This window comes from Micromonospora sp. CPCC 205558, from assembly GCF_036902955.1.
Taxonomy (GTDB): domain Bacteria; phylum Actinomycetota; class Actinomycetes; order Mycobacteriales; family Micromonosporaceae; genus Micromonospora.
In genome coordinates, this window is record NZ_JBAKHR010000022.1 from 1 (window position 1) to 5,547 (window position 5,547).

Consider the following 5,547-nt stretch of genomic DNA (forward strand, 5'->3'; position numbering starts at 1 on the left):
CGCCCGGCGCCCGCCGCGCCCGGCGCCCGCCGCGCCCGCCGCGTGCCGCGTGCGCGCCCCGCGCCCCCCGGCTCCCCGCGCCCATCCCAAGGTCGTGCCCGAACATGGATGTAGTGGTCTCGGTGTGCCGGGGAGGCCACTACTTCCTGGTTCGAGCAAGATCTTGGGCGTGGGCGTGGGCGTGGGCGTGGGCACGGGCACGGGCACGGGCACGGGCACGGGCGTCATCCCCGCTGGAGGCGCACCCGGCGGCCCGGCAGGTCCCGGGTGTGACATGGCGGGGTGTGACCTCGGTAAGATTGCCGCGGTTCGGCAGGGCCGTCGCCCGACGCGGGCACTTCCCGCGGGGCCGATCGGCCGCCGGATCGCCGGATGCGGCGCGGAATCGGTGCGGCAGTCGACGCAGGCGTGCAATGACAGACGGAGGTAGAAGATGTCCGGCCACTCAAAGTGGGCGACGACCAAGCACAAGAAGGCCGTCATCGACGCCAAGCGCGGCAAGATGTTCGCCAAGCTGATCAAGAACGTCGAGGTGGCCGCCCGGACCGGCGGCGGTGACCCCTCAGGCAACCCGACGCTCTTCGACGCCATCCAGAAGGCGAAGAAGAGCTCGGTGCCGAACGACAACATCGATCGCGCCGTCAAGCGCGGCTCCGGCCTGGAGGCTGGCGGCGCCGACTGGCAGACGATCATGTATGAGGGGTACGGGCCGAGCGGCGTGGCCATGCTCATCGAGTGCCTCACCGACAACCGCAACCGGGCGGCGACCGAGGTACGGACCGCGCTGACCCGCAACGGCGGCTCGCTCGCCGACGCCGGCTCGGTGTCGTACATGTTCTCCCGCAAGGGCGTGGTGATCGTCCCCAAGGAGGGCACCAGCGAGGACGACGTGATGCTCGCCGTCCTGGACGCCGGCGCCGAAGAGGTCAACGACATCGGCGAGGCGTACGAGGTGGTCTCCGAGCCGACCGACCTGATCGGCGTGCGGACGGCGTTGCAGGACGCCGGCATCGAGTACGAGTCGGCCGAGTCCTCCCTGATCCCCAGCGTCAACGTGCCACTGGACGAAGAGGGCGCGCGCAAGATCTTCAAGCTGATCGACGTCCTGGAGGACTGCGACGACGTCCAGAACGTCTACGCCAACTTCGACGTCAGCGACGACGTGATGGCGGCGGTCGACGCCTGAGCGCGCTGATCGACTCAAGTTTCACTGATGTCGGGGTGTCCCGCGCCAAGGGATGCCCCGACCTCAGCAAGACCACGTCTCGGTGGCGACGAGCGAGGAAGGTCCGGTGTGGTGACAGACCGGTTCGCGCCCGGCGACACCGTGCTCAGCCGATCGTCTCCCGCTCCCGCCAGGCGGTACGCAGCGAGGTCCGGCCGTTGGTGCGCAGCAGCGACCCCTCGTACACCCGGGCCCCGGCGAGGACGAACGCGCCGGCGGTGAGCAGCAGGACGACCAGCGAGACGATCGGCTCCCACCCCGCCGCGTCGCCGGTGAACAGCCGCAGCGGCATGGCCGTGGGCGACGAGAACGGCAGGTAGGACAGCACCCGCATCGCGGTGTCGTTGTCGTTCAGGAAGATCACCGCGAAGAACGGCAGCATCACGGCGAGTTGCACCGGCGTCGACACGGCGGCGATGTCCTCCTGCCGGTTGGCCAGCGCGCCGGCTGCCGCCCACATCGCGGCGAGCAGCACGAAACCGATCAGGAAGAACGGCACGAACCAGCCGATCGCCGGGGCGAGCAGGGTGAGCAGACCTCCGCTGTCGCCGATCTGCAGCCCGATCACCGCCACCACCGCGATCAGGGCGATCTGCGCGAACGCCAGGACGGCCCCGGCCACCACCTTCCCGGCCAGCAGGGCCCGGACCGGCACGGCGGCGACCAGGATCTCCACGATGCGGGTCTGCTTCTCCTCGATGACGCTCTGCGCGATCTGTACGCCGAACGTCTGCGAGGTGAGGAAGAAGACGAACGCGAAGACGAACGGCACCAGGAACGCCACCACCGGGTCGACCGCGTCCGGGTCGAGCAGGCGTATCCCCGGTTGGTTGCTCAGCGCGTTCACCACGTCGTTGGGTGCCTCGTCCATGGCCAGGACGGCCGGTCCGGCGACCACCGCGGCGTCCACGTCGTCGTCGCGGACGGCCTGCTCGGCGGCCTGGTCGTCGGGGACGACCCGGACCTCCAGCCCGGCGGTGCGCAGCGGCGCGGCCAAGCTCTCGGTCACCGCCACAGTGGACGGGCCGCCGGCGAACAGTGGGGGAAGGATGGTGCCGGCGGCGGCGATCAACAGGAAGAACAGCGTGCCGAACAGGAAGGTACGGTCGCGGAGCTTGACCCGGATCTCGCGTTCGGCGACCAGCCGGGTGGCCTGGGTGACGTTCACTGGGTGACCTCTCGGAAGATCTCGGTGAGCGAGGGGCTGATCGGGCGGAAGGCGCGGACCGGGCCGCGCGCGAGGGCCGCCTGCAGCACGGGCTGTTCGTCGGTGCCGGCCGGCAGGTCGAAGACCACCCGGGCGCCGTCCAGCTCGACAACTGTCACCCCGGGGTGGTCGCGTACCCAGCCGGCGTCGTGCTCCACGACCAGTTCGAAGCGGGGCGTGGTGTACGAGTCGCGCAGCTGCTGCCGGCTGCCGGCGGCCCGGATCACCCCGTCGCCAATGATCACCAGGTCGTCGCAGAGACGTTCCACGACGTCGAGTTGGTGACTGGAGAAGAGCACCGGTGCGCCGGCCGCGGCCCGTTCCCGCAGCACGGCCACGACGGTCTCCACGGCCAGCGGGTCGAGGCCGGAGAAGGGTTCGTCGAGCACCAGCACCTCGGGGTCGTGCACCAGCGCGGCGGCGATCTGGGCGCGCTGCTGGTTGCCCAGCGACAGCGTCTCCAGCAGGTCGTTCCCGCGTTCGCCGAGGCCGACCCGGTCCAGCAGCGCGTCGGTGGAGCGCCGTGCCGCGGCGGCGTCCAACCCGTGCAGCCGGCCCAGGTAGGTCACCTGCTCGCGGGTGGTCATCTTGGGGTAGAGGCCGCGTTCCTCCGGCATGTAGCCGAAGCGCCGTCGGTCCTGCCGGGTCAGCGCCGTGCCGCCCCAGCTCACCTCGCCGGCGTCGGGGGCGAGGACACCCAGGATGATCCGCATGGTGGTGGTCTTGCCGGCGCCGTTGGCGCCAACGAAACCGGTCATCCGGCCTGCGGTCACCTCGAAGGACACGTTCCTGAGCACCTGGCGGTCGCCGAAACTGCGGTCGACGCCGTCGAGGCGAAGCGTTCTGGTCACGCATCCAAGCTAGATCGAATGCGGTGGCACGCCGTCCGTCCGACGGCTGAACGGGTGGGTCCGCCGCGCGGCGGACGACGCTCACCCGCCGGGCCGGACCACCCCGTTCTCGTACGCGAACACCACCGCCTGCACCCGGTCGCGCAGGCCGAGTTTGGCCAGCACCCGACTCACGTGCGTCTTCACCGTCGCCTCGCCCAGGTGGATGGTCGTGGCGATCTCCGCGTTGCTCGACCCGGCGGCGAGCAGCATCAGCACCTCCCGTTCGCGTGGGGTCAGCTCGGCCAGTGCGGCGTCGGCGTCCGGGCCCCGGTGCGCGGTGCCCGTCGGGTCACCGGGTCGGGCGAAGGTGGAGATCACCCGGCGGGTGATCTCCGGGGCGAGTAGGCCGTCGCCCCTGGCCAGCACCCGGATCGCCTCGACCAGCTCCTCGGGCGTGCCGTTCTTGAGCAGGAAGCCGCTGGCCCCGGCCCGCAGCGCGGCGAAGAGATAGTCGTCGCGGTCGAAGGTGGTGAGGATCAGCACCGCAGGCGCGCCGGGGCCGCCGGCGACGATCTGCCGGGTCGCCTCCAGGCCGTCCATCCCGGGCATCTCCACATCCATGAGTACGACGTCCGGGCGGGTGGCTCGGGTCATGGCGACGGCCCGTTCGCCGTCGGCGGCCTCGCCGACCACCTCGATGTCGTCCTCCACCTCCAGGATGACCCGGAAGCCGGTGCGGACGAGGTGCTGGTCGTCGGCGAGCAGCACCCGGACCATCGGACCGGTGTCGGGTGCGTGGTGTGCCGTCGCGCTCATGCCGAACGCTCCGCGCCGGCCGCCGCCTGGTGGCTGTCCCTCGGCTCCCGCGGCGAGCCCACCGGGCGGTCCGCCGACGTCGCGAGCGGGAAGCGGGCGCGTACCCGCCAACCGCCGCCGGCGCGCGGCCCGGCCTCCAGGTCGCCGTCGTGGGCGGTGACCCGTTCGCGCATTCCGATCAGGCCCAACCCGGATGCGTTCGCCCGGCCACCGCCGCGTCCGTCGTCGGTCACGTCGACCTCCACCTCGTGGGCCAGGTAACGGACCCGAACGTCCAACAGGTTCGCTCCGGCGTGCTTCAGGCTGTTGGTGACCGCCTCCTGGGTCACCCGGTAGGCCGCCTGCGAGACCGATGCGGGCAGCGGGACGGCGTCGCCGTACACCCCGAGGGTGGTCGTCAGCCCGGCGGCCCGAGCCCGCTCGACGAGTTCGTCGATCCGTTCGACGCCACCGGCCGTCGGTGGCGCGGCGTCGGTGCCGGCGGAGGTCCGCAGCACGCCGAGCATCCGACGCAGCTCGTCGACGGCGGTGCGGGCGCTCTGTTCGATGGCGGTGAGCGCCGTGCGGGCCTTGCCCGGGTCGCGGTCGAAGACCCGGCGGCAGGCGGACGCCTGCACGCCCATCACCGACACGTGGTGGGCGACCACGTCGTGCAGTTCCCGGGCGATCCGGACCCGTTCGCCGAGCACCGCCCGTTCCCGGGCCTCGGTCTGTGACCGGCGTAGCTCCTCGGCCTGCTCGCGTAGCTCGTGTTCGCGCCGCGCGGCCACCCAGGACGTCTCTCCGAAGAAGTACGCGAACCCGAAGAACAGCCCGTTGAGCAGCACGCCGGTGACCATCGCGGCGAGCACCGGCGGCACCGGCCCGGCCGCGTCGGCGAAGGCGTCGGGCGGAATGTCGTCGGCCACCGCCGTGTAGGAGACCCCCAGCCAGGCGAACATCGTGACGATCACGCCGATCCGGAGGCGCCGGGCGAGCTGACGGTGCGTGCCCCAGGCACCGACCGTGTAGAGGGCGCTGAACAGCGCGCCCGAGGAGAGCTGGGTCTCCGGGGCCGAGCGTGCCTGCGCGGCGATGAACGCCACCGCGACGATCAGCAGGGTGGCGGTTGGCCAGCGTCGCCGCGCGATCAACGGCAGGGTCACCGCGACGGTCCAGAAGAGCTGTTCCAGTCCGGACGGCGGGGGACCCAGCAGGAACATTCCGGCGCTGCGGGTCAGGGTGAGGCTGACCACCGCCAGCCCGGTCACCGCCAGCCCGATCCACAGGTCGTTTCGGCGCTGTTGCGCCGTCGGACCCGGGCGGCGCCATTCCTCTCGCGGTGCCACGCTCATCCGGGAACGATGCCACGCCGCCCACCGGGCCTGTCGACCGGGCGGACCGGTGGTGGTCCGGTCGACGGGCGGAGGGGCGGCCGGGGGGGGCCGGCGCGGCGCCGGGGGGGGGGCGGCGCCCGCGCCCCTCCG

Annotated in this window: 5 protein-coding genes; 1 reads left to right on the forward strand and 4 read right to left on the reverse strand. The window is 72.0% G+C overall.

What is annotated here, in order from left to right:
• Positions 1 to 433 precede the first annotated feature (433 nt).
• Positions 434 to 1,186: a YebC/PmpR family DNA-binding transcriptional regulator gene (locus V6U86_RS23320; protein ID WP_334506452.1), complete on the forward strand. Its 753-nt coding sequence runs from the start codon at positions 434 to 436 to the stop codon at positions 1,184 to 1,186.
• Between the two features lie 145 nt (positions 1,187 to 1,331).
• On the opposite strand, the gene V6U86_RS23325 is transcribed toward V6U86_RS23320, so the two are convergent.
• From V6U86_RS23325 to V6U86_RS23340, 4 genes are all read right to left on the reverse strand, one after another.
• A complete protein-coding gene (locus tag V6U86_RS23325; protein ID WP_334506454.1) occupies positions 1,332 to 2,393 on the reverse strand; it encodes an ABC transporter permease in 1,062 nt (353 codons plus the stop codon).
• Positions 2,390 to 3,283 (reverse strand): ABC transporter ATP-binding protein, encoded by an 894-nt coding sequence (locus V6U86_RS23330; RefSeq protein ID WP_334506456.1) that lies wholly within the window; start codon positions 3,281 to 3,283, stop codon positions 2,390 to 2,392. Before V6U86_RS23330 ends, V6U86_RS23325 begins: the two co-directional genes overlap by 4 nt.
• Before the next feature lie 81 nt (positions 3,284 to 3,364).
• Positions 3,365 to 4,081, reverse strand: a complete 717-nt coding sequence (locus tag V6U86_RS23335; RefSeq protein WP_334506458.1) for a response regulator transcription factor — start codon at positions 4,079 to 4,081, stop codon at positions 3,365 to 3,367.
• Entirely contained in the window at positions 4,078 to 5,415 is a 1,338-nt protein-coding gene (locus tag V6U86_RS23340) for a sensor histidine kinase (protein ID WP_334506459.1), read from the reverse strand. Before V6U86_RS23340 ends, V6U86_RS23335 begins: the two co-directional genes overlap by 4 nt.
• Positions 5,416 to 5,547 lie beyond the last annotated feature (132 nt).

Excerpts from the sequence above, each read along its gene's own strand:
- V6U86_RS23320 (WP_334506452.1), top strand. The coding sequence starts at position 434 with ATGTCCGGCCACTCAAAGTGGGCGACGACCAAGCACAAGAAGGCCGTC.
- V6U86_RS23335 (WP_334506458.1), bottom strand. The coding sequence starts at position 4,081 with ATGAGCGCGACGGCACACCACGCACCCGACACCGGTCCGATGGTCCGG.
- V6U86_RS23340 (WP_334506459.1), bottom strand. The coding sequence starts at position 5,415 with ATGAGCGTGGCACCGCGAGAGGAATGGCGCCGCCCGGGTCCGACGGCG.